The organism is Pseudomonas sp. Y5-11 (genome assembly GCF_022368695.1).
Taxonomy (GTDB): Bacteria; Pseudomonadota; Gammaproteobacteria; order Pseudomonadales; family Pseudomonadaceae; genus Aquipseudomonas; species Aquipseudomonas parakoreensis.
This window is the reverse complement of the sequence record NZ_CP058974.1, coordinates 1639629-1666559: the sequence shown is the minus strand read 5'-3', so window position 1 is coordinate 1666559 and position 26931 is coordinate 1639629. Positions and strand designations below refer to the sequence as shown.

Here is a 26931-nt window from a genome sequence, read left to right as displayed (position 1 = left end):
ACATGCGGGCACAAAAAACCCGGCCGAAGCCGGGTTTGTGTTCAAGCGCTTACTGCATCCACGGTGGCGGCGGTGGTTCGTCGGACTTGCCTTTGGGCGCATCGTCGGCGGCACGGATCGCCTGCTTGCGCTCTTCATCCAGACGCGCCGCCTCGATCTCGCGCAACACTCCGCCAACGTCGGCCAGGTCTTCAGGGTCGTCGAACTCGCCGGTCAGCACACTGTTCGGGTGCAAGGTGCCGGCTTCGTACAGCGCCCACATTTCTTTTGCATAACGGGTTTTCTTCAGCTCCGGGGCAAAGCGCCCGAAGTATGAAGCCATGTTGCCCACATCCCGCTCCAGCATGCTGAACGCGTGGTTGTTACCGGCGGCATCCACCGCCTGCGGCAGGTCGATGATCACAGGACCTGTCGGGGTCAGCAGCACGTTGAACTCCGAGAGGTCACCGTGCACCAGACCGGTACACAACATCAGCACGATCTGCGAGATCAGGAACGCGTGATATTCGCGGGCCTGATCCGGCTCCAGCACCACGTCGTTCAGACGCGGCGCGGCATCACCGTATTCGTCGGCCACCAGTTCCATCAGCAGCACGCCATCGAGAAAATCATACGGCTTGGGCACTCGCACGCCGGCACCGGCCAAGCGGAACAGCGCCGCGACTTCGGCATTCTGCCAGGCGTCTTCGGTCTCCTTGCGACCGAATTTCGAACCCTTGGCCATCGCCCGCGCCTGCCGGCTGTTACGCACCTTGCGCCCTTCCTGATACTCGGCTGCCTGGCGGAAACTGCGTTTGTTCGCCTCCTTGTAGACCTTCGCGCAACGTAACTGGTTACCGCAGCGCACCACATAAACAGCTGCTTCTTTACCACTCATGAGTGGGCGCAGCACTTCGTCGACCAGACCGTCTTCGATCAGGGGTTCAATGCGTTTTGGAGTCTTCATCAGCTTTTATTGTGGGTCCTTTATTACCAAACACGCGAATGTCACTCGTTATACGGCAATCCTCGCGCTACGGGGAGGGGTTGCCGACCTGTGAACCCTGTGGATGCACACACTGTGCCGAAATAATCGACCAACCGTTGCCGATCATAGCCGAGCCCACCGGGCTTGTAGTGATCGGTCGTCAAGGGCATTTGCGACAGAATCTGACATCGCATGCATTTCCCCCGGGGAATTGCGCTCAGCGTTCGATGATTGCGGTGACACCCTGGCCGCCGGCAGCGCAAATCGAGATCAGCCCCCTGCCCTTGCCCGCCGCATCCAGCAGTTTCGCCAGATTGGCGACAATCCGCCCGCCCGTCGCGGCAAACGGATGCCCCGCCGCCAGCGAGCTGCCTTTGACATTCAAGCGGCTGCGATCGATTGAACCGAGCGGCGCATCCAGTCCAAGACGGGTCTTGCAGTATTCGTGGTCTTCCCAGGCCTTGAGCGTGCACAGCACCTGCGCGGCGAATGCTTCGTGAATCTCGTAGTAGTCGAAGTCCTGCAAGGTCAGGCCATTTCGCGCCAGCAGACGCGGCACCGCATACACCGGTGCCATCAACAGCCCTTCGGCGCCGTTGACGAAATCCACGGCCGCCGCTTCGCCGTCACGCAGATAGGCAAGGATCGGCAAACCACGCTCTTTCGCCCATTCTTCACTGCCCAGCAGCACCACCGAGGCACCGTCGGTGAGCGGCGTGGAGTTGCCCGCCGTCAGCGTCCCTTTCGGGCTTTTTTCGAAGGCCGGTTTGAGCGTGGCGAGTTTTTCCAGGGTCAGGTCCGGGCGCAGGTTGTTGTCGCGGGTCAGGCCGAGGAACGGCGTCATCAGGTCGTTGTGCCAGCCTTCGCTGTAGGAGGCGGCGAGTTTGTGATGGCTGTCGAGGGCCAGTTGATCCTGCTCTTCACGAGGAATGTTCCAGGTCTGCGCCATCAGTTCGCAGTGCTGGCCCATCGACAGACCGGTACGTGGCTCGCCGTTACGCGGAAATTCCGGAATCAAGTGACGTGGGCGCAGTTGCAGAAAGGTTTTCAGCTTGTCGCCGGTGGTCTTGGCGCGGTTAGCCTGCAGGAGGATTTTGCGCAAGCCTTCGCTGACGCTGATCGGCGCGTCCGAGGTGGTGTCGACGCCGCCAGCGATGCCGCAATCGATCTGGCCGAGGGCGATTTTGTTCGCCACCAGCAGCGCCGCCTCCAGCCCGGTGCCGCAGGCTTGCTGGATGTCATAGGCCGGGGTGGCCGGTGACAGCCGCGAGCCGAGCACACATTCGCGAGTCAGATTCATATCCCGTGACAATTTAAGCACCGCACCGGCCACCACTTCACCGATGCGCTGGCCGTGCAGGTTGTAGCGTTCGATCAGACCTTCGAGGGCGGCGGTGAGCATCACCTGATTGCTGGCGGTGGCGTACGGCCCGTTGGAGCGGGCGAAAGGAATACGGTTACCACCGATGATGGCGACGCGGCGCAGCTGACTCATGAAAAGCTCCTTGTTTGATTTCAGACCTGAAAACAATCCCTGTGGGAGCGAGCTTGCTCGCGAAGGGCCGGCACATCCAACAGTTACATTGGCTGACAAGCCGCCTTCGCGAGCAAGCTCGCTCCCACAAGGTCCGCATTTGTCTGCAAGACCTGCTAAACCTCAGTGTTCTAGCGTAGGCCTTATTGCGTGGATCGAACGATTGATTGCCGTTGGTAGTCCACACTTTGAACCCCAACTTTTGGAGAGCGTTCCATGTCTGACCGCTATATCGACTTCGCCAACTCATCCATCGGCCATCGTCTGGTCGGGGCGTTGGGCCTGCCGTCGCCGGTGCGGCTGGAACGCTGGCAGGCCGGGCGCCTGCGGCCGGTAGACGGTGCGCTGCTGATCGGCGGCGGGCCGCTGGCCGAGCGGGTCATTGCATTCGCCAACCGCCTGACCGATGCGATCTACAGCTACGGCACAGAACCGTCGCTGGCCACCGCGTGGATTCCCGGGCACGGGCCGAAACTCAAGGCAGTGGTGTTCGATGCCAGCGACCTGCAGCACACCGACCAGCTCAAACAGCTGCGCGAATTCTTCCAGCCGCTGATGAAAAACCTCGATCACAGTGCGCACCTGGTGATTCTCGGCCGCGCCCCGGAAACCCTGCGCGATCCCTTTGCCTCCAGCGCACAACGGGCACTCGAAGGTTTCTCGCGCTCGCTGGCCAAGGAGTTGCGCAGCGGCGGTACGCTGCAACTGATCTATGTCGGTGAGGGCGCCGAAGAGCAACTGGAAGGCCCGCTGCGGTTTTTCCTCTCGCCGAAAAGTGCCTTCGTCTCCGGGCAGGTGATTCGCCTGACCGCGTGCGCCACGCACGTCACCGACTGGACCCGGCCATTGGCCGGACGCAAAGCGTTGGTCACCGGGGCGGCTCGCGGGATCGGCGCATCCATCGCCGAAACCCTGGCCCGCGATGGCGCCGAGGTGATTCTGCTCGACGTGCCGCCGGCCAGGACTGATCTGGAAGCCCTCGCCGCGCGGCTCGGTGGCCTGGCGATCACCCTCGACATCTGCGCTGAAGACGCCGCTGCGCAATTGATCGAACAACTGCCGGACGGCCTCGACATTCTGGTGCACAACGCCGGGATCACCCGCGACAAGACCCTGGCCAACATGACCCCGGAATTCTGGGATGCGGTGCTGGCGGTCAACCTCAATGCGCCGCAAGTGCTGACCAAGGCCCTGCTCGACAGCGGCACCTTGCACGACAATGCGCGGGTAATTCTGCTGGCCTCGATCAGCGGCATCGCCGGCAATCGCGGACAGACCAACTACGCCGCGAGCAAGGCCGGGCTGATCGGCCTGGCCCAGGCCTGGGCGCCGACACTGCTTGAACGCGGCATCAGCATCAACGCCGTGGCGCCAGGTTTCATCGAAACCCAGATGACCGCACACATTCCATTCGGCCTGCGTGAGGCCGGGCGACGCATGAGTTCACTGGGCCAGGGCGGTTTGCCGCAAGACGTCGCCGAAGCCGTCGCGTGGCTGGCCCAACCGGGCACTGGCGCGTTCACCGGCCAGGCGCTGCGGGTCTGTGGACAAAGTGTTCTGGGGGCGTAGACATGAGCATTGAATGGCACACCCTCGACCGCGAACCGAGCCTGCCTGGTCTGTATGCGCGGGCCGCGACCCGGCGCAAGATCACCGGCACCCGACTGCCCGACAGCGGCTTGCGCTGCTGGATCGATGTCGACGGCCAGAAGCTGGCGGCTTATCGCAAGGTCTGCGGCTTTGCCGATGACGGCCTGCTGCCGCCGACTTATCCACACATCCTCGCATTCGCCCTGCAAATGCAATTGCTCACGCAGAAGGATTTTCCGTTCCCGCTGCTGGGGTTGATTCATCTGAGCAACCGCATCCGTGTATGGCGGCCGATGGGCGGAATCAGTCGCGCACAAGTCAGCGTCCGCGTGCACAACCTGCAGCCGCATCCCAAAGGGGCAACCTTCGATGTGTTGACCACCCTCGATGATCAACTCGGGCCGCTGTGGGAAGCCGAAAGCCAGATGCTTTGTCGCGGGGTGAAACTCGACGGCGAACCGGTCGAACAACAGTGGGAACCTGCGCAGGCCCTGACCCAGGTGGCGCAGTGGAAAGCGCCGGCCGATATCGGTCGGCAGTACGCCAAGGTCTCGGGCGACTACAACCCGATTCACCTGAGCGCCGCCAGTGCCAGGCTGTTCGGTTTTCCCACGGCGATTGCTCACGGTTTGTGGAACAAGGCACGAACCCTTGCGGCACTGGCCGATCACTTGCCAAAAGCCAACCTGGAAATCGTCGTGCACTTTCGCAAACCGGTGCGTTTGCCCAGTGAGGTTTCGTTGCTGGCGAGTGCGGCAGGGTCGAGTGGCGAATTACGCCTGATCGGTGCTGGCGATCTGGAGCATATGGTTGGTCAGTGGCAACCGGTTGCCTGATTCCACCCCGGGCAACCTGTAAATTGTGTATATATCACTTAAGTTTTCCCGCCCTTCACGCGGTGCCCTGGAAAACTCCCAGCCTTGATTTTCAAGGCTTTTTTTTGCGCGTTTATATCCTGGGTATTAGTCCTTAGGCACTGCGTGGCGCCTTATATATAAAGGCGTTAATACCAACTTGAGAATGGCGGCAAGCCGCGACGCGATCGAGATTGACACCACGGACGAGGCATCACCGGCGACAGACGGGTGAGCCATCGAAAACGACGAATGTTGTTACAGGTGCAAGGAATCTCAATCATGAAAACTCAAGTGTGGTGCAAATCGGCAACAGCTCTGGCATTGATCCTCTCCCTTGGCCTCGCGGGCTGCAGCAGCGGCGGTGGCGGCCATCACAGCAGTTCCGGCAGCTCTTCGCCTGACAGCGCGACATCGGGCACTGGCGGCACCGGCGGCTCCGGCAGCACTGGCGGCACCGATACCGCTGGCACAGGCGGTACTGGCGGCACTGGCGGTACCGGCACGACCAACCCGACAGATCCGACCAACCCAACCAACCCGACCGACCCTACGGACCCAACCAACCCGACCAACCCGACCACCACCCCGTTGGTGACCACCACCCTGGTGCAGGATGTCGGCAATACCGTCGCAGGCGTCGGCGACGGCGTCGGCCAGGTCGGCGATTCACTCAGCACGGTTCCCGTGGTCGGTGGCGTCGTGCAAAGCGCGGCCAACACCGCTGGCAATGTGGTCAGCACTTTGGGTGACGGCGTGGCCAACGGTATCGGCAAACTGGGTACGGTCGATAATGGCCTGGGCGTCACCGCAGCCTCGGTCGGCGGCGTGGTTTCAGATGTCGGTACCGGCGTCTCGGACCTGAGCGGCAAACTGGCGACCGCCACCGGCAGCGTTCCAGTCGTCGGTGGCGTGGTGACCAAAGTGGCACCGGTGCTTGATGGCGTCGGCGAGAAAGTCACCATGCTCGGCGACACATTGAGCCTGGCCACCACCACAGGCCCGCTCGGTTCAGTGACCAAGAGCGTCGGTAACGGTCTGGTGCCGGTGATTGCGATGGTGGAAAGCACCACCGACAAAGTAGGTGATGCGACCGGCCTCGGTGCTCCGCTCAACGGTGTCCTCGGCCAGGTTGGTGGCGCAGTCAAAGGCCTGGGCGGTCAAGTTACCGGTGCCGGCAGCGGCAATGCCCTGACCAACACCGTTGGCGGCGCCCTGACCAACGTTGGCACCACGGTCGGCAAAGCCGGCGGGCTGGTCGACAATGGCACCGCTTCCGGTGGTGGCTTGGGCGGCGGCCTCGGTGGCGGCCTGGGCGGTACCGGCCTGCTGCAAACCGTAGGCGGCGCCGTGGTCAATGTGGGTGCCGGTCTGAATGCCGGCAGCACCAACGGCGTGGTCAGCGCCGGCGGCGTCACGGCTGGCGGACTGGGCAACACCATCGCCTCGCTCAACACCGTACTCGGTGGCTCGGGCACGCCGATCACCGCCACCACCTCGCCACTGGCCACCGTCGGCGCTACCGTCGGCGCAGGGCTGAACCCAGTCACCAGTGCGGTCACCAGCGTCACTCAACAAGTCGGCGCCGCCACAGGTCTGGGCGCGCCGGTCGCCGGTCTCACCGGTCAGGTCGGCGGCGCAGTCAGCACAGTTGGCGCCACCCTCGCGTCCACCAACAACCCGGTCACGACCGCCGTCGGTGGTGTGGTCAGCAACGTCGGCGCTACCGTTGGTGCAGTCGGCGGCCTGCTCAACGGTGGCACCAGCACCGGCGGCACCGCAACCGGTGGCCTGGGCGGTGTACTCGGTGGCCTGACCGGCACGCTTGGAGGCAACAAACGCTAAATTGCACCTGGCCGATTCGACGGCCTCACCTACAGCGCCTACGCTTGGTTGAGGGCGGAAGATTCCCACGAGTCTTCCGCTTTTTTCTTAGGAAAAATTCAGCCCAACGCTGTGATCTGACCATGGAGTGTCCTATGCGCGTAATGGCATCCCTACTGTTCCTCAGTCTCAGTTCCGCCGCCCTCGCCGACACCCTGCCCAGTTTTCTCAACAGCAACGAAACCACCCGTAACCTGCCCGTGCCGAACCTGCCGGCCGATGCCTATCGCCCGGCCACTACTCCGGTGCAAGTACCGGAACCCGGCGCGGCCAGTGCCCAGCCGCTGATGATGGAAACCAGAATCTCCCTGAAGACGGTCCAGATTGAAGGCGGGACGATCTATCCACTCAGCGAACTGGCCGAGATCTATAAACCCCTGATCGGTCACCCGACCAGCCTCGCCGACCTGATCGAAGCCACCCGCACCATTACCCGCCGCTACCAACAGGACGGTTATCTGCTGTCCTACGCGTTCTTGCCCCAACAAAAATTCGACGATGGAGTCGCGCGGGTGGTGTTGGTGGAAGGCTACGTCAGGGACATCCAGATGCAGGGCGGCGTCGGCCGGGTCAAAGGTCTGCTCGACAAGCTGGCAGCGAAAATCCAGGCTGAACGGCCGCTGACCCGCAAGACCTTCGAGCGCTATACCACGTTGATGACCCGCATTCCCGGCGTGACGGTGCAGGCTCAAGTGCCGCCGCCCGGCACCACCGACGGCGCAACAACACTGGTGGCCCAGGCCAGCCGCAAACCGTTCACCAGCACCCTGAGCACCACCGAAGACAACCGCAATGGCACCCAGGCGTTGCTCGGGGTCAGCAGCAACTCGCAGACCGCCATGGGCGAGCAATTGACCCTCAGCGGGCTGTTTCCGCCGGGGGATGATCACGAGCATTACTACCGACTGGACTACAACCAGTTCCTCAACAGCGAAGGCACGCAACTGAGCCTGTTTGCCTCACGCTACCGGGCCGATCCGGGCACCAATGTGCTCACCAGCGATGGCTTCGAACTCAAACCGCACAAGGAAGACGACCGTTACTCCATCGGTGTCAGCCACCCGTTCATTGCGGCCTCCAACGAGCTGCTCAACGCCGGTGCACGGCTGTATGCAGTGGATGACAAAAACCGCTACAACGTGGTCGGCTATCCGCTCAGCATCGAAGAGCGCACCAACGTGCGTGCCCTCGCGTTCGAGAGCGACTGGCGCAAGACCGATGCCCGCCAACTGCGGATTCTCAGTGGTGGCTTGTATCAGGGGCTGGACAGCATGGGCGCACATTCCAACAACCCGGCACTGGACCTGAACTTCCTGCGCCTGCGCCTCTCCGGCGTGCAGAGCGACAAGTTCTTCGACAACTGGCAAGGCGTGTTGTCGGCCGCGTTGTACTGGAGCGATGACACCCTGCCCGACAGCGAACGCGCCGTGTTTGGCGGACAGAACTTCGGCCGTGGCTACCCGGACGATCAGGCGTCGGGCGACAAGGGCTGGGGTGCGGCCTACGAGGTCAACTACAGCTTCAACCGCGACGGCAACTGGGTGCGCATCCTGCAGCCGTACGTGGTGCTGGACCGTTCGAAAACCTGGTTCAACAAGCTCGCGGTACAGAGCAACGACCTGTCATCGGCGGCAGTGGGGCTGCGTTTTGGCGATGCCAAGTACTACAACATTGCATTGGAGGCCGCCAAGCCGATGTCCGATGAGGCGCTGGATACGTTCAATCGGCGGGCGCGCTACAGCATCAGCTTCAGCTATCAGTTGTAGACCTTCAGCCATTGCGTCAACGCCGCTTTAGCGGCGATGACGCAATGGATTGAGCCTCGCCAGCAACCTAGTTCTTGGTCTCGATCTTGCCGCCCGCGTCCGGGTCGTAGAAGTCCGGAATCTCATACTTGTACTTCTTCAGCCAGCGCTGCATCGCCTGTTCCCGCTCGGCCGCCGTGGCGGTTTGCGGTTTCGTCGAGGCCGCCTGGTTACGGCTTTGCAGTACCAGCCAGCCTTCGGTTTCCTGTTGCTGCGCCGAGGCCGGGCCGGCGTCGATCGCCTGGGCTGCCAGCGGCAGGCTGAGCAGTATCAGGCAGCTTAGGCGGTGCACGGTGTTCATGGTGATCTCCCGCAATGTCACTTGAGCGTCGACGGTTGTGGGTCAGCCACCACCGCCACTTGATTACCGGCCGCGGTCGGGGCCTTGGCCGGCACCTTGAGTTTTTCCGCACGGGCCCGGGCTTCGGAGAATTGCTCCGGCGTCAGGTGCGCGCGGCTGACGATTTCGGCGGCTTGCTGCCAGTTGTTCTGGTACAGCAGCAAGGTCACCAGATTCAGCGGAGCCAGTTGATCGTTCTGCTTGAGTTCAATAGCGGTAAGGAATTCGAAGCGCGCGTCTTCAAGACGCAACTGGTTGAGGTAGACCACGCCCAGGTCGTTGCGGATCTTGTCATTGGTTGGCGCCAGACGCACCGCGCGCTGCAGGTGCGCCTGGGCCTGACCGTTATCGCCACGGGCGGCATAAATCTGCCCCAGACCATGTTCGGCGTCCGCCGTCAGGCACGTGCCGAGCAGGCCGCGATACAGCGGCTCAGCCTCGTTGCGCCCGAGCAAGCGGTAAACCCTGGCCTTGCGCAAGCGCACCTCGACCAGGTTGTCGGGCAGGCTTTGCAGGTTGGCCAGACTGGCGTGCAGCTTGCCGTCGTTGGCCAGATCATCCGCCAGGTTCAGGGCCAGTTCCTGTTCGGAGTCGAGCTTGCTGCAACTGCTCGGCGCCAGCATTGCCGACCACGGTGCCTGGCCGTCAGTGGCACAGCCACCGAGCATCAACAGACTTGCCACGACAATCAGTGCTTTCATCAACGCTCTCCATGAGCCCACGTCAGTTTGCAAACGCCCGGGTAATCGCGGTGAACCCCGGGCCGGCCAGTACGATCAGCAAGGCAGGAAACAGAAACAGCATCATCACCACCGACATCTTCGCCGACATCTTCGAGATGTATTCCTGCAGTCGGGTCAGGCGCCGGTCGTCGAGCAATTGTTTGAGCGCCAGCAACGATTTCATCGCCCCGCCGCCCTGCTGAATCAGCTGTTGCAGGATCACGCAGGTGTCGGTGAACTCATCGACGGCGAGCATCACCGAGGCCTTGTTCAGCTCCTGCCCCAATTCCAGTCCCGAGTCGACCCGGGCCAGAATCAGGCGCAGTTCGCGGGTCAGTTCCGGCAGCAGTTTCTGCCCTTCGCTGCTGAGCACGCGCAGGGCCTGTTCGACCGCCATGCCCGACTCGAACAGGATGCGCAGCAACGGGATGAACGTGGAGATTTCCACGGCGATGGTTTTCTGCCGACGCCCGGCGGCGTAAGCCAGCAAGCGCTTGGGCAACAGGTAACCGGCACCGGTGGCGAGCATCGGCACGATCCAGCGGTTGGCGGCGTGGGGGAAAAACACTTCCTGCAGAAAGATCGCCAGCCCCAAAACCAGCAGCGGCGTGCCGATCTGGCACGCGGCGTACAGCGAACGCTCACTGGCGCGGCGCCAGCCGAGGCGGCTGAGCAGGGTCTGGGTTTCACTGTCGATGCTCACCGAACGCTGGCCGAACTTGCTGTTGCCCAGCGCTCGCAGCCAGTTGCCGAAACGGCTCTCACGCACCAGATGCCCCTGCAACCGCTGGTTGACCTGGCGCACCCGACGCCGCTCCGTCAGCAAGTGATTGACCACCAGCAACAGTGCGCCGAGCAGCAGCATCAGAGCGGCGAGATAGACCATGTCAAACACTCCGCAACATGCGCCACAGCGCCAGGCAGCCGGTCACTTGCAACACCACGGCGATGATCAACATGGTCCGCCCACCGCCGTCGTGCCACATGCCAAGCATGTAGCCGGGGTTGGTCAGCATGAAGTAGCCCACCAGGATCACCGGCAGCGAACCCAGCACCCAGGCCGTCATACGCGTTTCGCCGGTGAGCGCGCGCAGTTGCCGGGCACCTTGGTCACGCTCGCGGATCAGCTTGATCAGGTTCTCCAGTAACTCGCTGGCATTGCCGCCATAGCGATGATTGACCTTCAGGCCGAGGGCGAACATGCGCAATTCGTCCTGTTCATAAAGCTCGGCAAAGTCACTGACCGCATCCGGCAGATTGACGCCCAGTTGCACGTTGCGTTGCACCCGGCCCATGGCTTCTTTCAGCGGATCGTCACTCGACTCGATGCCGCCCATGACCGCGTCACTCAGGGTGCGGCCGGACTTGAGACTGCGCACGGTGTAGTCGAGCAACTGCGGTAACTGCTCGATCATGCGTTTGATCCGCCGGTGGTACCGCCAGGACATGTACAGACGCAGAATCAGCGGCGGTGCCAACAGCATCGTCAGCAGACCGATCCAGCTCGCCAGCAGATACCCGAGGGCAATGGCCACGCCCCACAAGGTCAGCCACAGGCCGAAACGTTCGTTGGGACGGCCCAGCCCCGCACGCAGGAACATGCGTTCGAACCCGACCCACACCGGTTTCTGGGCAACGAGTTGTGGCTGCCCCGCCGCGAGGCGATTGAGCACCCGTTCGTTGCCGCTCTTGTGGATGCCGTGCACGAACAGCCAGATCGACAGTCCGAGCAGAATCAGACAAAGCAGGATGAGAATGGCCGGTCCGATCATGATGTGCGTCCCATGCTCTCAGCTCAGGTTCATCTCGTGGCGCAACTTGTCGCCCGCCGGATTGACCGCTTCGCGCAGGAAGCCGAAACCGGTACGCCGATCAAGGCGAAACAAGGTGTTGGTGACATAGATGTCTTCGCGGATGCCGACCACTTCCACCACCTCACTGACACAACGGCGGCCGTCCGGCATGCGGGTCAGCTGGATGATCACGTCGAGGGCGGCGCAGATCATCTGGCGCAGGGTACGCTCGGCGATCGAGCGCCCGGTCAGCCCCACCAGCGTCTCCAGGCGCAGCAGCGCATCCTGCGCATTGTTGGCGTGCACGGTGCTCATCGAGCCGTCGTGGCCGGTGTTCATCGCGGTCAGTACATCGACCACTTCGACCCCACGAATCTCGCCGAGGATGATCCGGTCGGGACGCATGCGCAGGGCGTTGCGAATCAGGTCGCTGGCCTTGACTTCACCGTGACCCTCGGCATTTGGCGGGCGGGTTTCCAGGCGCACGACATGCGGGTGGCCAAGCTGCAATTCGGCCACGTCTTCGATGGTCACCAGACGTTCGTGGGGGTTGATCAATTGGCTGAGGATGTTCAGCAGCGTGGTCTTGCCGGTGCCGGTACCGCCGCTGATGAGCACGTTGCAGCGCTTGCCCACCGCCTCTTGAAGAAACTCGAAAATCGCCAGATCGATGGTCTGCATCGCCATCAGGTCACTGCTCTTGAGCATGTCCTTGCGAAACTTGCGAATCGACAGGCACGGGCCATCGAGAGCGATCGGCGGGATGATCGCGTTGACCCGACTGCCATCCGGCAGGCGTGCATCGACCATCGGCGAGGACTCGTCGAGGCGTCGCCCGAGCGGCGCGAGAATCCGTTGCATGACCCGCTCGACGTGATGCGCATCGATAAAGCGCAGGTCACTTTGATGCAGCACGCCGTCGCGCTCGATGAACACCCGGTGCGGGCCGTTGACCAGAATCTCGGTCACCGACGGATCGCGCAGCAGCACTTCCAGCGGGCCGAAACCGGTGAGTTCATCGACGATTTCTTCGGCCAGGCGCTCCATCTCGTAGCGGGAAATCGCCAGGTGCAGACGGGCGATGTATTCGGCGACCTTGTCGGTGACAAATTGCGCCAGCAACTGGCGCGAGCCTTCCAGCAGGTTCTTCCCCGACTCTTCGATGGCGTCAATGATGTAGCGATGCAGGACCAGCTTCAGGCCTTCGTGATCGGTGTTGCCGGTCGCGCCGTGCTGCACCGCGCCGAACAGTTTTTCCGCGCTCATGAGGTGCCTCGCAAGCGGTCGAACCAGGTGACCTTGGGTTTGGCCAGGCCTTCGGAGCGCTTGGCCAGACGTTCGCCGAGGGTGCGCAGGCTCTGTGTGAGTTTTTCCCGCGGGGCCAGTTCGAACAGGCTGACGCCCTGGTTCTTGGCGTTCAAGCGCACTTCGGCGTTGGCTGCCAACACCGCGATCACCTCCAGGTTGAAGGTCTTGCCAAGGGTTTCGGCGTCCGGGGCGACGCTGCTCAAGTAACCGTCCACCAGCAAGCGTGCGTGGTCGAGTTTCATGCCTTTCTCGCGCCACTGGTTGAGCACGGCAAGGTTGCGACGGCAGTTGAGCACGTTCTGATCGGTGTACCAGATCAGCTTGTCGCAATGGCTGACAAACGTGCGCAAGGCTTCACTGTCGGACTGCCCGGTGAGGTTCACGACGATGTGCTGGAAGTGTTGACGCAAGGCGCTGAGCAACATGTACAGCTCGGCGGCACTGGTGCTGTCCAGCGGCTCGTCGCTGCTGGCATACGCCAGAATCCGCAGCCCCGCTTCAGCGCTGGTGAAGGCACTGTCGATCAGTGTCGCGTCGAGCCTGCGCAAGTGACGCAAGGCATCGCCGAAGTGGAACGAACTCTCGAGCCCGAGCAGCGCCAGGCTGTCGCCCCGGGGCAGGCCCAGATCCAGCAGCAAGGTTTGCTGACCGCTCTTTTGCACCACCAGCGCCATGTGATTGGCCAGCAGCGCTCCGTCGGAATTGCTCTGGGTGCCAAACAACACGGTGAGGCCACCCAGTTGGGTGTTGGTGGTCACCGGTGGCAGGCGTTTGTTCAGGCGCCGCACCAGCCCGGCGACCTCACTGGCCCGCGAACCGTACGCGACGAAATCCCGGGCGCCGGCACGCATCGCATTGAGCACCAGCTGGTTGTCCATGCCATCACCCAGAGCAACGATGGCGAGCATGGGTTTGGCTTCCAGCGCACCTTCGATCAACGCACTCTGCGCCACCACGTGATCACGGTCGAGGCCGACGAACACCAGGCTGGCGAAGGTGACATCGACCAGCGCCAGCAACTCGTCCAGGCTCCCGGCCCCGGCGCTGACCACCTGGCCCAGCGGCGCGAGAGCGCCTTGCAGCCACTCCAGATCGGTGCTGTTACGGGTGATCGCAAGAAAGGTCTGGCTCAGGTTCTGGTTCATTGGGACAACCCACTGCGCTTGTCGAAGTTGCCGTTTTCGAGGAAGAACATGCGGTAGAAATTCGGGTCGTAGTTGCGCAATTTTTCGCCCGGCAGCGACGGCAGCTGCGCATCGGCCGCCAATGGCTGCACCAGGTGCGGGGTGACGATCATCAGCAGTTCGCGCTCCTCGCGCTTGATCTGCGAATCACGGAAAAACGCGCCGAGCACCGGGATATCACCCAGCCCCGGAAACTTGTTCACTTGCGAGGTGTTGCTGGTGCTGATCAAGCCACTGATGACGAAACTTTCGCCGTCGGCCAGCGATACGCTGGTATCGGTACGGCGTACGGTCAGGGCCGGCACCGGGGTGCCGGCGATATTGATGGCGTTGGCGTAATCCAGTTCGCTGACTTCCGGCGCGACCTTCAGCGCCACGCGATTGCGGTCGATCACGGTCGGCGTCAGGGTCAGGCGGATGCCGAACTCCTTGTACTCGATGGTCACCGTATCGCTGCCGGAACTGGGCACCGGAATCGGGATTTCGCCACCGGCCAGAAAGCTTGCGCTCTGCCCGCTCAGCGCGACCAGACTCGGCCGCGCGAGGGTGTAGGCAAAACCGCTGCCTTCCAGCGCATTGATGATCGCCATGGTCTTGCCGCCGATCCAGGAAAAATTGAACTGGCCATTATTCACCGGCAACTTCGGTGTCGGCACACCACCGACATCGGGCAGCGTGCCGGGCGAGCCAAACAGAAAATTGCCGCGCACGCCGATCAAAGAGGCCGTGGCTTCCTTGAGTTTGGTGCGGCTGACTTCGACGAAGCGAATGTCGGTCTGCACTTGCGAAGGCAGCGTCGGGTCATCGGAAGGCAGTCTGCTGGTGCTGGTCAACGCCGCCGTGGCGCTGCCTTGCACGAACACCATGCTCTGACGCGGCTCACTGGAGCACGCGGTCCAGACCATCAGGCTGGTGGCGCCGGGGGCCACGCCAGTGAGCAAAAAAGAAGCGCTGCCGGTGTCATGCACATCAGCGATCTTCGGATCACCGATGGCCACCCGGGTGATTGCCACGGGCGACTGGATGTCCTGCTGGAACCCTTCGCCGATCTCGATCACCGCAGGCATGCGACCGAGCGCCGAGCAATTGCCGGTGGCCGCGATGGCCGCGTTCATCGTCAGTCCCATCAGTATCAAGGCCGGGACTACCGGTTTTAATAACGGCCTGAATCGACTCTGCATGCACGTGGATCCTTGCTCAGTCATGGGGCTTGTTGGGAAACCTGATTACCGCGGATCACTTCCATCGGCTTGCGTTCATGACCACCTGAGGACGGCGCTTTCGGCGCGGCGCCCAAGGCCAGTTGCGTGAACTGGAAGAGTTGGCTGTTGGCGTTATCCAGGTGCGCCGGCGCCTGCTGTTCACCGGCCCAGTATTTCGCCAGCCGCTGCTCTTCGCTGCTGCGCACGGCCAGACGCAAGGTGCCGACCTGGGTGGCGAGCATCATCCGGCTGAGCAATTGTTCAGGTACGGCCAGGACCACGGTGCGCGCAGCGATCCGGCGTTGATCCTGTTTGAGTTTGTCGTCGGCGCTGAGGGCCGGATTGGCGGGCTGGCCGTCGTTGGTCAGGCCGTATTGTTCACCCACGCCAAGCACGCGCATGGCCGGTACGACGATTTGCGCCGACTGCTGCAGATTGCTCGCGTCCTGGCGCAGGTAGAGCAGCACATCGACATAGTCGCCGGGGAGCAGTTGCCCGGCAGCGCCGATCACTTCATCCACGGCCACCGTCAGAGCGCGCTCGTCGCTGTGGATCATCCGCGCCAGTGAGCCACCCGCCTCGAAGCTTTCATCGTTGAGCCAGGTGCCGGCGCTCAAATGCCGCCACGGGGTACGACCCACTGCCTGATCAACACTGGCAAGGCTGCCGGCTGGCGCATTGCGCAATTTTTCCACGGTCACATCGGCAGCGGTCAGCGGAGTGAACGGCGGAACATCGTGCAACAACACGACCACGGGCTGACGGGTCTGATCTTCGGCGGCGGCGACGGTTTTTTCCACCACGACGGGAGCAGCGGCAGGCACCTGGGCAACCGGAGCCGGTTGCCGACTGAGCACCAGGCCCCAGTAACCGACGATGATTGCGCCCAACAGCAGCACGGCTGCAAGGCCCATGGTGACGCGACTGTTCATGACGGCTCTCCCTTTCCTGCTGCACCGACAGCCTGTACTTCCTGCCGAGAGAATTTTTCGCGATCAGGCAGCTATGAACATGCAACGATTTCGCTATTTCCAAGCTAGCTGATACGAGCCAAAACGCCATTAGTGACAGGAAAATAACTCACTAAAGTATGAGTCATGGCCAATTAACTGTAGGGATTGGCTCAATTAACAATCCGGTTAATCCTTTGTGATTAATCCGTTCTTACAGTTGTTGACCGGGGGTTTGTTGACAATGCTCTGATAGCACGGTGAAAGCATGCCGCTGTAGCGTTGGATCGGCGCCAGAGGCGCGAAGGAGTGGACGTATGTTTCGGATGATCATCGACTATCTACTGGCCAGGGCCAGGCTGCTGTGCAGAAGTGAAGAAGGTGCGTCGGCCATCGAATACGCGATCGTGGTGGCAATGGTGGCGGTGGTGGTCGTGGTGTTTGTGACGCCCATCGGCGACAAGGTGCTGGCCATTTTCAACGTGGTGCTGACCAAGCTCGGTGGCACGGCACAGGTCAGAACGACGCCTTGATCAACATCCCTCCCGTCGTCCAGTGTCCGGGTCCATGCTGACCAGCAGCAGCGCTCAGACACTGGCAAATCTTCGGGTTTCACAAGTCCGATCACCCGCCGTTACGAAGGAGAATGTCAATGATCCTCGAATATCTGATATTGCGCCTGAGGTCGTTTCTGGCAAGTACAGAGGCTGCATCCGCCATTGAGTACGCCATCGTGGTGGCGATGGTAGCGGTCGTTGTGGTGGTGTTCATCACACCACTGGGCGCGAAAATCTTTGCGATTTTCAATAGCGTCCTGGTATCCCTCGGCGGCACCGCGCAGACCGCTCCGGTGCAAACCCCCTGATGTGAGTCGCGTCCAGCGAATGTCGCGCTACACTCGATTGCACTTTCAGCTTTTCAGGGACTGCCCATGACTGCTTCCTCACTCCCCCGCCAACAGTTGCTTCTGGTTGACGACGAAGAGGACGCGTTGCTTGAGCTGGCCGAGCTACTGGAGGGCGAGGGCTTTGTCTGCCACACCGCGACGTCGGTGAAACTCGCCCTGCATCACCTCACCCGCCATCCGGATATTGCCTTGGTTATCACCGATCTGCGTATGCCGGAGGAGTCCGGCATGTCGCTGATCAAGCGCCTGCGCGAGCACACGTCGCGCCAGCATCTGCCGGTGATCGTGACCTCCGGACATGCCGATATGGAGGACGTCAGCGACATGCTGCGCCTGCAGGTTCTGGACCTGTTTCGCAAGCCGATCTACCACGTGCGGCTGCTGGAAACGTTGGACAATCTGTTCCCTAAACCGAAGACGCAGGTCGGGTAATTCTCTTGAAGTGTTTTTGGAAGAATTGACTGCCTGCCCGTGGAAGGCAGGCAATCGCGATCAGTGTGCGGTTACACGCTGACGGGCGGCCGAAGCACTGGGCGACAGCGCCAATGCCAACTGTGTGCGGTTGTGCATGTGGGTCAGGCGCAATACCTGCGAAACGTACAGTTTCACAGTGTTTTCAGTGATGCCCAACTCGCAGGCAATCTGATAGTTGGTCTGCCCTTTGCCCACCAGCCGCGCCACATCCAGTTGCCGTGGCGACAACTGATTGAAGATCGCCGGAATCTCCTGCTCGGCTTCGGCGCTGTCGCCACCGAGCATGTCTTTGACCACCGCCGCCGGGTTGCGCCGGACCTTGTCCAGGTCCTGGTAGAGATCGTCGATGGATTCCGAGAGAAACTGCAGCTTCTGGTTAAGGTGGCCCAACTGCACATTCTTGTGCCGCTCTTGCAGGGCCGCTTCCTGACGCTTCACGCCTTCGAGCAGTTCATCCAGCTCGATCGGCTTCTGATAGTAATCGGCGATCCCCGCGCGCAGGGCCTTGATCACGTCCTGTTTATCGGCGCGGCCGGTGAGCATGATCGCTTCGAACACCCGGTGTTTGCCGCAGATTCGTTGCAGTTCCTGCACCAGCTGAATGCCGTCCATGTCCGGCATGTGCAGATCGCTCAGCACCAGGCCGATTTCCGCGTCTTCGCTGAAACGCTCGATCGCCTGCGCACTGGATTCACACGGCACACAGCGGTACCCGCTGCTTTCGAGAAACTCGCACAACTCTTCGACGATCAACGGCTGATCATCGACCACGAGCACTTTTACCGCCGACGTAAGCTTGTTCACGAACCACTCCATTGCTCGGGCCAAAGCTGACTTTTTCTGCACTTTGGCAATGTAACGACTTCATTTGAAAGTAGACGCACTTTCCGACTATGTACATAGAACTAGTGGCACCTGGCGACTAATGGATCCAATGAATCGAAGCCAGTACGCCCAGCAGCACGAACGGTGCAAATGGCAGCTTCTTTGACACTCCAGGCTCTATATATCGAAGATGTTCTCTAAGTCGTTGACTCATATGAAGCCAGACTCTTGGCGCAACAAGCAGCCAGAGCAGACTGGCGACGCCGGCGCCGATAAACGCACAAAGAATGAATAAACCGTTCGTCGCAAGGCCCATGGCTGTCATTAGTTTCACATCGCCGGCCCCCATGCGCCCCATGGAGTACCCCGGCAGGGTCAACACCAGAGCGATCACGCCCGCCCACAGTCCCTGCTGCGCTTCGGCACCGAGCCAGGTCGTGCCAGTCACCAGCAGATAGATCAGCGCCAGTGCTCCCGCGCCGAATGTCAGTGCATTGGCGATACGCCGTTGTCGGGCATCCTGGACGGCGCACACGGCCAGCCAGATCAGGAGAACGAAACTCTGCATCCGGTTAAATCCCGTCCGATTTTGCTGATTGATTCTATGCTGATACTACGCAGTGAACGTCAGGGTAGACGCAGTCATGAAAACCGGCTTCGCAAAATCACAGGCAGGCGCAGTGGCGATCGAATTCGCCCTGGTATTCGTGATTTTTTTCGCCGTGTTCTACGCGCTGGTCAGTTACAGCCTGCCGTTTGTATTGATGCAGACCTTCAACGAGGCGACATCCGAAGCGGTGCGCCGCAGCGTCGCAGTCGACCCCAACACGCCCGGTTATGCCTCCGTGGTGGTGAGCACTGCCAACACCGCGTTGACCCAGCAGTTGCAGTGGGTGCCACCCGCGCTGAACCTGGTGGTCGGCGTCGACACCTCAGCGGTGTATGACGCCACTCAAGGTACGCTGACGGTCAGAGTCGATTACCCCACCAGCAAGCTCAATCAGGTCATTCCGTTTCTGGTGCTACCGGGCGTGGGTGCCGTGCCGAGCCTGCCCGCCACCCTCTCCGCCGCGTCGAGCCTGAAATTTTGACCTCCGGCGACCATCTGTTCGGACGCCTGCTCAAACGTGCGCCCGCGCCCGCCAGCGAACTGCCCGACCACCTCGGCTCACCGCCGCAGGGGTTGCACCTGCACCTGGATCACGACGGCGGCGTACTGCAGATGGCCGGGCCGTTGCGTCATCTGTTGGCGCAACAGCCGCCACACGATTCGCCGCTGCCGTTGGCGGCCTATTTACTCGCCCACAGTACGCTGGCGATCGAAGGCCGGCCGCAGGATTGGCAGGGGCAAATGCTCGACCTGGATTTCCCCGGACTCAGTGACCAGACCCTGCATTTGCGCGGCTGGGTGCAGCCTTCGGCGGCGGGCTGGGTATTGCAACTGATGGACATCGGCGACCTGCTGCTGGAGCGCCAGCAATCGCGCCACCGCGAATCCTGTCAGGCCCTCGCCGGGCAGATCAGCGACCACCTGCGCACCTGCAGCCTGATGCGCCTGCCGGTGGTGCTCAGCGAGCAGTTGCAGGCCATCGCCCAGCGCTGGCGAATCCCGTGCCTGGCCATCGCCCTGCTCGACGAACAGGCACAGGGCTGGCAGATTTTTCAACACTATCGCGCCCACGATGCCCCCATGCTATGGCAGGACAACCAGCGTCTGGGCACGCCGCTCGACAGCCTCAACGGCAGTGCACCGCAGCGTCTCGGCGCGCATCACGGTTTGTTCGAACACTCGCGCGTTGCAGCGATCTTCGGCAACGCCGATGGTTTCGCCGTGCCCTACAGCGATGATCGCGGGGTGGCGGCATGGCTGCTCTGTGGTTTCTACACCGTGGACGTTGTCGCGCCACACCTGAGCGACCGCGACTGGATGTCACTGACCGGCGCGCTCGCCGGCCCGCTGCTCAGCCGTCTGCGGGATCAGCAACATCATCACTACACCGAGCGCCTCGAGTCGCTGCAAATCCTGCTGGGTACCGGCTGGTGGGAAATGCTCGGGGACGACGTGTTGCTGGCGCCGTCGCTGCTCGCTGCGCTGCCGGCGGACAGCGCGCGAATCTCGCTGCAAGACTGGCTGGGGCTGATTCATCCGGCCGACCGCGAAGAACTGCGCAGCCGTGTGCACGCCCTGCAACTGCACGGCGAAGCCCTGAGCCTGAGCGTTCGTCTGCACCGCAGCGAACCAGGACAACCACCGCTGTGGTATCGCGTGCAAGGTCAGGTCGCCGGCAGCGGTGAACAGCGGCGCCTGGTGGGGTTCATGCTCGACATCAGCGACAACCGGAACCAGCAGCAGCGAGCCGAAGCTGCGCACGCGCGACTGGACAACCTGATCGCCAGTTCGCCAGCGGTGATTTATGTGCAGCGTTACGTCGAGGGCGCGCTACGTCCCGATTTCTTCAGCGCCAGCTTGCAGCCGCTGCTGGGCTGGACGCCGGACGAGGGCATTGGCACTGACTGGGTGCAATTGATTCATCCTGAAGACCGCGATCTGTATTTCGCCCGTACCCGCCAACTGCTGCGCGAAGGCTCGGTGCGCGCGCGCTTTCGTTTACGCGACGCGCGCGGCGAATACCACTGGCTGCTCGATGAAGCCAAGCTGCTGCGCAATGACCTGGGCCTGCCGGTCGAAGCCGTCGGCCTGTGGCTGGACGTGACCGAAGCGACCCTCGCCGCCGAACAGGTCAAACATAGCGAAGAGCGCTACCGGATTCTGGTGGAAGACTCGCCGGCGATGATTTGCCGTTATCGTCCGGATCTGACCCTGACCTTCGGCAACCGGCCGCTGGCGACTTATCTGGAATGCTCGCCGGAGCAATTGCCGGGGGTCGATCTGGGCAGCTGGATGTCCGACGAACAACGCGCCGCCTTCGTGCAACGCCTGGCGCTGCTGACTCCAGAGCTGCCGGTGAGCACCGCCGAAATCAGCCTGCAATTACCTGGGCGCGAACATGCCTGGTGGGTCTGGTCCGATCGCGGGGTGTTCGATGAACACGGGCGCCTGCTCGAAGTGCAGGCCGTGGGCCGCGACAACACCGAGGTACGCCGCTCGCAACAGCAACTCACACAAAGCGCGAAAATGGCCACCCTCGGCGAAATGGCCACCGGCCTGGCCCACGAAATCAACCAGCCGCTGAACGTGATGCGCATGGCCATCGTCAACGTGCTCAAGCGTCTGGGCAACGGCGATGTGCAGATCGACTACCTGACCGACAAACTCAATCGCATCGACGCTCAAGTGCAGCGAGCGGCGAAAGTGGTGGATCACATGCGCGTGTTCGGTCGCCGCTCGGAGGTCGAGCAGCAACTGTTCAACCCGGCTTCGGCCATCGAAGGGACGCTGTCGTTGCTCGCCGAAGGCATGCGCGGCAAAGGTGTCGACCTGCGGATCAGCGAAACCGGTTTTAGCGTGCAAGTGCGCGGTTATGTCGATCAGCTGGAACAGGTGCTGATCAACCTGATGGTCAATGCCCGCGACGCGCTGCTCGGCAAACGCGAGAAGGAGGCGTCATTCAAACCCTGGATTTCGATTTACGCCGAGCGCGATGAAAGCAAGGTGCGGCTGTGGGTTGAGGACAACGGTGGTGGCATCGACCCACGTTTGCTGGAGCGGATTTTCGAACCGTTCTTCACCACCAAACCGGTGGGCGTCGGCACCGGTCTGGGGCTGTCGGTGAGCTACGGCATCATTGAAAACATGGGCGGCCATTTGAGCGTGCGCAACTCGCTGGAGGGCGCACGTTTCTGCATCGAGTTGCCGATAGCGCCGGACGTCTAGATCACCAGATAAGCCTTGCCGGTCTGACCGCAGGTCATGTTGGCGCCGACGTCGACGTCCATCAGGTTGATGCCCAGGCTTTTCAGCAGGTTGTTGAGTAATGGGTCGAGCAACGGGCTGACGAGGTTGGTAATCAGTGGCTGCAAAATCGCCGTGACATCACTGATCAGGCTGGCCACGCCGGTGACGATGGCGCCCAGTGGATTGCTGCCCTGCGGTTTGTAAACGATCAGATTGATCCCCGCCAACGTGTTCGCCAGGCTGTTGACGATATTGCTCGACGGCGCCGCCGAGATCACGCTTGGCGGCAGTTTGAGGTTGGCCGGCGTGGCGAACGGCGTACTGCTGGAATACAGCAGATCCTGAGCGTTTTGCGCGACACTGGTGTTGACCATGATCGCAATACCGCCCGCCCCGTACTGCACGTGGGTGCTCTCGTCGCAACTGCCAATGCCGAGGATCTTGTGGCAGGTCACGGTGCCAAGATCGACCAGTGGCAACGGCGTGACCGTCGGTTCGGCGAGTGAGGAAAAGGCATTGGTCGGGTCGATCTTGCCGACCTTGAGGTCCGCGATCGAGGTGAGGGTATGGGCGGTCAGACTTTTCGTGCCCGCAGTGCCCGGGCCTGCCGGGCAGCTGTAATCGGTGACGTAGCTGACCGCCCCACCGGCATCCAGGGCGATGTCGATTTGCGGCGATGGCAACAGCAGCGGATCAAGCTGTTCGCAACCGGCACCCAGCAGACAACCGACCGAGTTGAGGGTCGCCACCAGATTCAGACTCAACAGCGCATTGAGAGTCGGGGTCAATGTTCCGACCAGCCCCAATACGGCACTGGTCAACCCGGTCACCCCGGTCAGCACCGGCAGATTCACCGAGAGCAGCGTGCGAATCTGCGCCGTGCGCACGTAAATCCGGTCCGGCCCCAACGGATTGGCCTTGGCCCGCGCCGGATCGCCAATGGCCGAGAACTGCGGCGGCTCGATCACCTTGACCCGCACCGTGACATTGGCCAGCCCCAGCACGCTGATCGGCAAGGTCGCAGCCACCGCGCTCTTGCTGTTGGCCAGTTGCACCAGGCCCTGAATCAATTGCAGCAGTTGCAGGTTGGCATCCAGCCCGGCCGCTGTCGTGCCGGTCTGCAACTGCAGGATGTCGCCGAGCTTGACCGGCGCCGCATTGATCGCCGCAACCTGCAATTGCCCCAGCGCAGTGATCACCGTGGCGGTCGCGCCGTTGAGCTGCACCACCGTCGCGGCCGCCTGAATCAGTTGGGTGACCGTGGCCTGGGTGTTGAGCAGTTGCGTGTAGTTACCGGCCGCGACGTTGAGGTTGATTGCCAGTTGGTTGAGGTAGCTGAGCAGGTTGATGTCGGTATTGAGCAGGCCATCCCAGCCCAGTGCCGTGAGGTTGACGTTGCCGCCGAGCAGCCCGGAGAACAGCGGATTGAGGATGTTCGATTGTGCGGTGTTGATGCTCGCAAGGTTGCTGCGGATGTTCAGTTGCGCAACCGTCGGTGTCGGCTGGGCGGCGACAGCCGAAGCATTCAGCGTGGTGTTCAGACTGACCGCCGAGCCCGTGAACAGCGCTTGTACCCCACCGGCAAAACTGGTGGTCACTGTGCGGCTGGCAGCGACTTTCACCGCCGTCGACTGCGTCGCATCGGCAGTGAATGCGCGCAGTCCGGTGGCGGCGGTCTGTACGCTGCCGCAAGTGGTCACCAGCGTGTTGTTGCCATCGACGATGTAGCCATTGCGCACGGCGCTTTGCCCGGCGTAAGTCGCGGCGCTGAGGCCTGACTGGCAGTTGCCGCCGCGACTGACGGCCTCCAGCGCCGCACTGTCGACCACCCGCTGCAACTTGCGCTGCTCCATGTACAGCCGACCGGTGTCGACCACCAACAGCATCAACACCAGCGCCAGACTGAGGGTCGCAGCCGCCATCAAGCCGATCGCCCCGCGTTGCCGGGCCTTGCCATTGAACTGCGTACGAGGCGACATGGCGCACTCCTTTGCTGGCACGTTGCCGAGCGCTACCTCCGATGGTGGAATTGAGTGTAGACGGCGCTAGTGGCAACGCGCCATTTGGTGCTGCACAAAACCCTGCAGACCTCGCCTGCTCGCGAATGCGCTGTGTCATTCAACATGGAGGTGGCTGACACGCCGTCTTCGCGAGCAAGCCCGCTCCCACAGGGAGATTTGTGGCGGGGCAAAAAAACGGGAGCCTCTTGGGCTCCCGCTTTTTTACGGCGCACTAGCGCGGTGGATAGTTGGCCAATATCCGGCTGACGGTTTCGCGCACCGCGTTGCTGCGATCCTGCGGATTGGGCGTGCTGCTGAGCATCTGCTCGTCGCTGCCGCGCCACACCAGTTTGCCGTCCTTGCCGTCGAGCAGGTCGATCTGGATTGTTGCCACCTTGTAGGTGATGTTGCGGGTTTCGTTGTACATCGGCGCGCCCCAGTAACCGTTCCACGGGCCACCCCAACCGCCGCCGTAGTTGGTGGTCACTTGCTGCTGACGGTCTTCGACAATCAGGTAGGTCTGCACACTCAGGTCACCCTTGGCCCCTGCAGCGGCGGGACGCAAACCGCGCTGGTCGAGCTGATCGCTGACGGCCTGGCGGATGCGTTGCTCGGTCAGGTCGCTTTTGATCCGTGGGTCATCCGGACGATATTGCAGCGCGGGTTCTTTCCAGCTCCAACTGCGATAGGCAGCGAAGTCGCGGCTGGCGTCGAAGTCATGGTTGACCTGATTGGCGGCGCAGGCACTGAGCAGCGCGGCCATGGCCAATAAAGCGAGACGGCGGAACATGATTTTTCTCCGGTTGAAGGCCTGAACCTGCGAAGCGTTCTCATATGAAGTCTAGCTCGGCGGATAGGCCGACAAGGCTTTTTCCAGAGCCTCGCGAATGGCATCGGTACGCACCAGCTGGCTACCCTGGTTGGCCGTCTCGGCGCTGGCGCTCCACACCGGTTGCCCGCTGCCGGCGTCGAACAGATTGACCTGCACCACCACGACCTGCTCCTGATAGGTGCGAACAATCGGCACAGTGTTGTACATGCCGTAACCGTGTCCGTAGCGATCATAGCCACCGTATCCGCCGTAGTAGCCGTAGTCGTCCTGCACCTGACGCAAGCGGGTTTCCAGACGCAGGTTGGCGCTGACCAACAGGTCGGCCGGTCGGTTGTCGTGCAACGGCCGCAATCCGCGCTGATCCAGCGCATTGCTCACCGCTTCGGCCACTTGCGCCGAGTCGGCCCACGCCGTGCCCGGCGGCAACTGGCCGTTGAGCCAGGCCCAACTGCGATAGCGCCCGTAATCGCGTGGCGGTGCCGGATAAGCACTGCGATCAAAGGTGTTGGCCGCTTGCGGCGGTGCCGGCGGCAACGGCCGTGACTGCGCGACGTACGGGTTGCTGCCCTGGCAGGCGGCCAGCCCCAGGCAGATCAGCAATAAACCGGATTGAGCTTTCATGCGATGCTCCGATCAGATCGGCCGGCAGATCCAGTGCAAGTAACGCCCAAGCCCGGCGAAGCTTGGGTGGCGACGGTGAGCGAGCTCCATCTCCAGCAAATCCACGAGTTCGGCGCGAGCCTGGAATTCCACGGGCATGTAGTCGTGAAAAACCCGGATCCCGCTCTGGGTTTCGACCTGCCACAACCCTTCGAGTTGCGTTGCCAGCTCCCGCGGATCAAGCGGCTGCTGCGGGGTCAGGCTTTGCTTTTCACCGGCCATGGTGTTTTTGCGCATTTTCTTGAAATGGCCTTTGAGCAGGTTGCGATAAATCAGCGCATCCCGGTTGTAGAACGCCAGCGACAGCCAGCCGCCGGGGCTGGTCAGCTGATGCAGCACTGGCAGGATCGCATGGGGTTCGGCCAGCCATTCGAGTACGGCGTGGCAGATCACCAGATCGTAGGGTTCGGTGAGCTGACCGAGCAGCTCCTGCCACGGCGCCTGGATGAACGTCGCGCTCTGCCCGGCTTCGGCGAAGCGCTGGCGGGCTCCTTCGAGCATCGGTTCGGCCGGTTCGGTGAAGGTCACTTGATGGCCACGCTCGGCCAGCCACAGCGACATGTGGCCCAGACCGCCACCGATGTCCAGCACGCGCAATGGCCGGTCCGGCAACGCTTCGGCCAGGTCGGCCTGCAACACCGCCAGGCGAATCGCGCCTTTGGCGCCACCGTAGATTTTTTCGGCGAAACGGGTCGCCAACTGATCGAAATGCCGGTCGCTCATCAGCTGAACCGCCGTTCGCTGTCAGCCAGCTTGCTGCGCACCACTTCATTCATGTCCAGCCCCAACTCGCTGCACAGCAGCAACAGATACAGGACGATGTCACCGACTTCCTGCCCGGCATGCGCCAGTTTGTCCGCCGGCAACTGGCGCGACTGGTCTTCGGTCAGCCACTGGAAAATCTCCACCAGCTCGGACATTTCCACGCTGGCGGCCATGGCGAGGTTTTTCGGGCTGTGAAATTGTCGCCAGTCATTACGGTCGCGGATGGCGTGCAGGCGTTCGGTCAGTTCAACAAGGTTCATCGGGCTCTCCTGAAGGCGTATAGCTTCGGGGGGATACGCGTTGAAGGCAAGGCCCACGTAGGAGCTGCCGCAGGCTGCGATCTTTTGATCTTGCCCCTGAAAATCAACAGCCAAAGATCGCAGCCTGCGGCAGCTCCTACAGATTTTCCGTTCGGCGCGGCATTGGGCCATACTCCTGTCAGGGAACTCGGCCACCCGCGTTGTGGCCCAAGGCTCAGC

26 protein-coding genes are annotated in these 26931 nt (G+C 62.0%); 9 read left to right on the top strand and 17 right to left on the bottom strand.

The window, feature by feature from the left end; translation table 11 throughout:
• Nucleotides 1–49: 49 nt before the first annotated feature.
• Both HXW87_RS07330 and HXW87_RS07325 read right to left on the bottom strand, forming a co-directional pair.
• Entirely contained in the window at nucleotides 50–946 is an 897-nt protein-coding gene (locus HXW87_RS07330) for a PA4780 family RIO1-like protein kinase (RefSeq protein ID WP_041067990.1), read from the bottom strand.
• 238 nt (nucleotides 947–1184) lie between these two features.
• A complete protein-coding gene (locus tag HXW87_RS07325) occupies nucleotides 1185–2462 on the bottom strand; it encodes an acetyl-CoA C-acetyltransferase (protein ID WP_239778666.1) in 1278 nt (425 codons plus the stop codon).
• 255 nt (nucleotides 2463–2717) lie between these two features.
• On the opposite strand from HXW87_RS07325, the gene HXW87_RS07320 reads away from it, so the two are divergent.
• From HXW87_RS07320 to HXW87_RS07305, 4 genes are all read left to right on the top strand, one after another.
• The gene (locus HXW87_RS07320) at nucleotides 2718–4070 is read left to right on the top strand and encodes a 3-oxoacyl-ACP reductase (protein WP_239778665.1); all 1353 of its coding nucleotides are present in this window, start codon (nucleotides 2718–2720) and stop codon (nucleotides 4068–4070) included.
• Nucleotides 4071–4072: 2 nt separating this feature from the next.
• Complete coding sequence (locus HXW87_RS07315) at nucleotides 4073–4927, top strand: MaoC/PaaZ C-terminal domain-containing protein (protein WP_108181590.1); 855 nt, start codon at nucleotides 4073–4075, stop codon at nucleotides 4925–4927.
• 300 nt (nucleotides 4928–5227) lie between these two features.
• Nucleotides 5228–6790, top strand: a complete 1563-nt coding sequence (locus tag HXW87_RS07310) for a collagen-like triple helix repeat-containing protein (RefSeq protein WP_121183553.1) — start codon at nucleotides 5228–5230, stop codon at nucleotides 6788–6790.
• 134 nt (nucleotides 6791–6924) lie between these two features.
• Nucleotides 6925–8595, top strand: coding sequence for a POTRA domain-containing protein (locus HXW87_RS07305; RefSeq protein ID WP_239778664.1), 1671 nt, complete (start codon nucleotides 6925–6927; stop codon nucleotides 8593–8595).
• A gap of 67 nt (nucleotides 8596–8662) precedes the next feature.
• On the opposite strand, the gene HXW87_RS07300 is transcribed toward HXW87_RS07305, so the two are convergent.
• The 8 genes from HXW87_RS07300 to cpaB are packed head-to-tail and all read right to left on the bottom strand — an operon-like array spanning nucleotide 8663 to nucleotide 16115.
• Nucleotides 8663–8935, bottom strand: a complete 273-nt coding sequence (locus HXW87_RS07300) for a DUF3613 domain-containing protein (protein ID WP_041068008.1) — start codon at nucleotides 8933–8935, stop codon at nucleotides 8663–8665.
• A gap of 17 nt (nucleotides 8936–8952) precedes the next feature.
• Nucleotides 8953–9675: a tetratricopeptide repeat protein gene (locus HXW87_RS07295; RefSeq protein ID WP_145596273.1), complete on the bottom strand. Its 723-nt coding sequence runs from the start codon at nucleotides 9673–9675 to the stop codon at nucleotides 8953–8955.
• 22 nt (nucleotides 9676–9697) lie between these two features.
• A complete protein-coding gene (locus HXW87_RS07290) occupies nucleotides 9698–10582 on the bottom strand; it encodes a type II secretion system F family protein (RefSeq protein WP_239778663.1) in 885 nt (294 codons plus the stop codon).
• A 1-nt stretch (nucleotide 10583) separates the two neighbouring features.
• Nucleotides 10584–11468 (bottom strand): type II secretion system F family protein, encoded by an 885-nt coding sequence (locus HXW87_RS07285; RefSeq protein WP_239778662.1) that lies wholly within the window; start codon nucleotides 11466–11468, stop codon nucleotides 10584–10586.
• Nucleotides 11469–11486: 18 nt separating this feature from the next.
• A complete protein-coding gene (locus HXW87_RS07280) occupies nucleotides 11487–12755 on the bottom strand; it encodes a CpaF family protein (RefSeq protein ID WP_121183545.1) in 1269 nt (422 codons plus the stop codon).
• The gene (locus HXW87_RS07275; RefSeq protein ID WP_095667632.1) at nucleotides 12752–13942 is read right to left on the bottom strand and encodes a pilus assembly protein; all 1191 of its coding nucleotides are present in this window, start codon (nucleotides 13940–13942) and stop codon (nucleotides 12752–12754) included. The genes HXW87_RS07280 and HXW87_RS07275 overlap by 4 nt, the downstream gene beginning before the upstream one ends.
• The gene (locus HXW87_RS07270) at nucleotides 13939–15162 is read right to left on the bottom strand and encodes a type II and III secretion system protein family protein (RefSeq protein WP_095667633.1); all 1224 of its coding nucleotides are present in this window, start codon (nucleotides 15160–15162) and stop codon (nucleotides 13939–13941) included. Before HXW87_RS07270 ends, HXW87_RS07275 begins: the two co-directional genes overlap by 4 nt.
• 20 nt (nucleotides 15163–15182) lie before the next feature.
• Nucleotides 15183–16115 carry a Flp pilus assembly protein CpaB gene (gene cpaB, locus HXW87_RS07265; RefSeq protein WP_047291069.1) on the bottom strand — a complete coding sequence of 311 codons (933 nt, stop codon included), beginning with the start codon at nucleotides 16113–16115 and terminating at the stop codon, nucleotides 15183–15185.
• 344 nt (nucleotides 16116–16459) lie between these two features.
• Here cpaB and HXW87_RS07260 point away from each other — a divergent pair, with 344 nt between their 5' ends.
• The 3 genes from HXW87_RS07260 to HXW87_RS07250 all read left to right on the top strand — a co-directional run bounded on the left by HXW87_RS07260 (nucleotide 16460) and on the right by HXW87_RS07250 (nucleotide 17472).
• On the top strand, nucleotides 16460–16666 hold the full coding sequence (locus tag HXW87_RS07260; RefSeq protein WP_047291103.1) for a Flp family type IVb pilin: 207 nt from the start codon (nucleotides 16460–16462) through the stop codon (nucleotides 16664–16666).
• A 119-nt stretch (nucleotides 16667–16785) separates the two neighbouring features.
• Nucleotides 16786–16998, top strand: coding sequence for a Flp family type IVb pilin (locus HXW87_RS07255; protein ID WP_041068032.1), 213 nt, complete (start codon nucleotides 16786–16788; stop codon nucleotides 16996–16998).
• A 66-nt stretch (nucleotides 16999–17064) separates the two neighbouring features.
• The gene (locus HXW87_RS07250; RefSeq protein WP_047291068.1) at nucleotides 17065–17472 is read left to right on the top strand and encodes a response regulator; all 408 of its coding nucleotides are present in this window, start codon (nucleotides 17065–17067) and stop codon (nucleotides 17470–17472) included.
• Nucleotides 17473–17532: 60 nt separating this feature from the next.
• Here HXW87_RS07250 and HXW87_RS07245 read toward each other — a convergent pair whose 3' ends face one another.
• The gene (locus tag HXW87_RS07245; protein WP_041068038.1) at nucleotides 17533–18318 is read right to left on the bottom strand and encodes a response regulator transcription factor; all 786 of its coding nucleotides are present in this window, start codon (nucleotides 18316–18318) and stop codon (nucleotides 17533–17535) included.
• 118 nt (nucleotides 18319–18436) lie between these two features.
• Nucleotides 18437–18907, bottom strand: a complete 471-nt coding sequence (locus HXW87_RS07240; protein WP_239778661.1) for a prepilin peptidase — start codon at nucleotides 18905–18907, stop codon at nucleotides 18437–18439.
• 76 nt (nucleotides 18908–18983) lie between these two features.
• On the opposite strand from HXW87_RS07240, the gene HXW87_RS07235 reads away from it, so the two are divergent.
• Together HXW87_RS07235 and HXW87_RS07230 are read left to right on the top strand one after the other, a co-directional pair.
• Complete coding sequence (locus HXW87_RS07235; protein ID WP_047291066.1) at nucleotides 18984–19430, top strand: TadE/TadG family type IV pilus assembly protein; 447 nt, start codon at nucleotides 18984–18986, stop codon at nucleotides 19428–19430.
• Nucleotides 19427–22174 (top strand): PAS domain-containing sensor histidine kinase, encoded by a 2748-nt coding sequence (locus HXW87_RS07230; RefSeq protein ID WP_239778660.1) that lies wholly within the window; start codon nucleotides 19427–19429, stop codon nucleotides 22172–22174. The genes HXW87_RS07235 and HXW87_RS07230 overlap by 4 nt, the downstream gene beginning before the upstream one ends.
• On the opposite strand, the gene HXW87_RS07225 is transcribed toward HXW87_RS07230, so the two are convergent.
• From HXW87_RS07225 to HXW87_RS07205, 5 genes are all read right to left on the bottom strand, one after another.
• Nucleotides 22171–24174, bottom strand: a complete 2004-nt coding sequence (locus HXW87_RS07225; protein ID WP_239778659.1) for a pilus assembly protein TadG-related protein — start codon at nucleotides 24172–24174, stop codon at nucleotides 22171–22173. The two genes, HXW87_RS07230 and HXW87_RS07225, sit on opposite strands and share 4 nt — an antisense overlap.
• 253 nt (nucleotides 24175–24427) lie before the next feature.
• Nucleotides 24428–24985 carry a DUF4136 domain-containing protein gene (locus tag HXW87_RS07220; RefSeq protein ID WP_007963018.1) on the bottom strand — a complete coding sequence of 186 codons (558 nt, stop codon included), beginning with the start codon at nucleotides 24983–24985 and terminating at the stop codon, nucleotides 24428–24430.
• 51 nt (nucleotides 24986–25036) lie between these two features.
• A complete protein-coding gene (locus HXW87_RS07215) occupies nucleotides 25037–25648 on the bottom strand; it encodes a DUF4136 domain-containing protein (RefSeq protein WP_182403677.1) in 612 nt (203 codons plus the stop codon).
• A 12-nt stretch (nucleotides 25649–25660) separates the two neighbouring features.
• Entirely contained in the window at nucleotides 25661–26410 is a 750-nt protein-coding gene (locus HXW87_RS07210; protein WP_041068058.1) for a methyltransferase, read from the bottom strand.
• Nucleotides 26410–26712, bottom strand: a complete 303-nt coding sequence (locus HXW87_RS07205; RefSeq protein WP_007951009.1) for a MazG-like family protein — start codon at nucleotides 26710–26712, stop codon at nucleotides 26410–26412. The genes HXW87_RS07210 and HXW87_RS07205 overlap by 1 nt, the downstream gene beginning before the upstream one ends.
• Nucleotides 26713–26931: the final 219 nt, after the last annotated feature.